Origin of the sequence: Streptomyces sp. FH025, from assembly GCF_017427025.1 — a bacterium.
Taxonomy (GTDB): Bacteria; Actinomycetota; Actinomycetes; order Streptomycetales; family Streptomycetaceae; genus Kitasatospora.
Window position 1 is genome coordinate 1 of sequence record NZ_JAFLNG010001056.1, and the last position, 1789, is coordinate 1789.

Sequence of the window (1789 nt, forward strand, 5' to 3'; positions counted from 1 at the left end):
GGCGATGTTCCAGGCCGGGACCGCCAGCGGCCGATCGGCCGCCCGGGCCCAGGCCCATACCGACCCTTCCCTGCCCGCTTCCCCCCGACTTCCCCAGCGCTCCGGAGAGTTCCATGACCACCACCCCTGATCTCGGCTGGCTGCTCGCCGACATCATCGCCGTCCCGCAGGTCCAGCACGCCGTCGTCGTCTCCAACGACGGCCTGGAGATCGGCCGCAGCGCCGACATCGCCCGTGAGGACGCCGAACGGCTCGCCGCCGCCTGCTCCGGACTCCAGTCGCTGGCCCGCGGCGTCGCGGCCGGCTTCGGCGGGCCGGGCAGCGCCACCCGCCAGATCATCATCGAGTACGGCGGCGGCTACCTGTTCATCGTCGCCGCCGGGGCCGGCGCGCACCTGGCCGTGGTGACCAGCGAGGCCGTGGACGCCGGGCTGGTCGCGTACCAGATGCAGGTCCTGGTCGAGCGGATCGGCACCCACCTCACCAGCCCGCCGCGCGTCGACCACGCGGCGGGGGGCCACCGGTGAGCGGCCCCGTCCGGCCCTACGTCATCACCGGCGGGCGCAGCCGCCCCACCCGCTCCGACCTGGCCATCGAGAGCCTGGTCCACGCGTTACCCGAACCCCCCGAACTGCCCGAGCACGCCCTGCTCAACCGGGAGCACCGGCGCATCCTCGGGATCTGCCGCAGCCTGCTCTCCGTCGCCGAGGTGGCGGCCCACCTGGGGCTGCCGCTCGGCGTCGTCAAGGTGCTGGTCGGCGACCTCTGGGACCTCGGCGCCGTGCAGGTGCTCCCGCCCGTCCCGCAGGCCGAACGCCTGCCCACAACCCTCCTGGAAGAGGTGCTCGTTGGCCTCCGCCAACTCCGCTGAAGCCCCCGCCGACGTGCCGGCCGAGCCGCAGTACCTGCCCGCCTCGGTGCAGGGCGCGGTCAAGATCCTGGTCACCGGCCCGTTCGGGGTCGGCAAGACCACCCTGGTGGGCTCGCTCAGCGAGATCACCCCGCTGCGCACCGAGGAGACCATGACCGCCGCCAGCAGCGGCGTCGACGACCTCACCGGGCACAGCGGCAAGACCACCACCACGGTCGCGCTGGACTTCGGCCGGATCACGCTCAACCCCCGGCTCGCGCTGTACCTGTTCGGCACGCCCGGACAGCAGCGGTTCTGGCCGCTGTGGGACGACCTGTCGCGCGGTGCGCTCGGCGCCATCGCGATGGTGGACCTGCGCCGGCCGGACGAGAGCTTCGACGTGCTCGGCCGGCTGGAGGAGCAGCGCATCCCCTTCGCGGTGGCGGTCAACACCTTCCCGGGAACGCCGAGTTACCCGGAGGAGGAGCTGCGCTCGGCGCTGGACCTGCTGCCCGAGGTGCCGATCCTGTACTGCGACGCGCGCGACCGGCGGCAGTCGTACGACCTGCTGATCGACTTCGTGGACCACCTGCACCGCAGCTCGCTCCTGGAGCTGCCCGGATGACCGCCCCCGAACCGCCGCGGTCCCCCGGCTGCCCCGTCCCGCACGGTGGAGCCCTCCACGGCAACGGCGTCCCGCACGGCACGGCTCCGTACGGCAACAGCATCCCGCACGGCAACGACGTCCCGTACGGCAACAGCGCCCCGTACGGCGGTGGGCTGCCGGTCGGCGTCCCGCTGACCCCGCTGTACGGCCAGGCCGTCGCCGACGACCCGCACGGCCTGTACGCCCGGCTGCGCGAGCGCTACGGGCCGGTCGCACCGATCGAGCTGGAGCCCGGCGTCGAGGCCTGGCTCGTCCTCGGCTACGCCGAACTG

General features: G+C 73.6%; 3 protein-coding genes and 1 pseudogene. All 4 read left to right on the top strand.

Annotated features, from left to right (window positions below; translation table 11 throughout):
- The first annotated feature begins 113 nt into the window (after positions 1-113).
- Complete coding sequence (locus J0670_RS37205; RefSeq protein WP_030289775.1) at positions 114-527, top strand: roadblock/LC7 domain-containing protein; 414 nt, start codon at positions 114-116, stop codon at positions 525-527.
- Complete coding sequence (locus J0670_RS37210) at positions 524-871, top strand: DUF742 domain-containing protein (RefSeq protein WP_207817198.1); 348 nt, start codon at positions 524-526, stop codon at positions 869-871. The genes J0670_RS37205 and J0670_RS37210 overlap by 4 nt, the downstream gene beginning before the upstream one ends.
- Positions 849-1475, top strand: coding sequence for an ATP/GTP-binding protein (locus tag J0670_RS37215; RefSeq protein ID WP_243438061.1), 627 nt, complete (start codon positions 849-851; stop codon positions 1473-1475). Before J0670_RS37210 ends, J0670_RS37215 begins: the two co-directional genes overlap by 23 nt.
- Positions 1472-1789, top strand: a pseudogene (locus J0670_RS37220) (cytochrome P450); the annotation flags it as partial. The gene J0670_RS37215 and the pseudogene J0670_RS37220, both read left to right, overlap by 4 nt.

Bases quoted from the DNA above. Each gene is read 5' to 3' on its own strand.
- J0670_RS37205 (WP_030289775.1), top strand. From the start codon at position 114: ATGACCACCACCCCTGATCTCGGCTGGCTGCTCGCCGACATCATCGCC.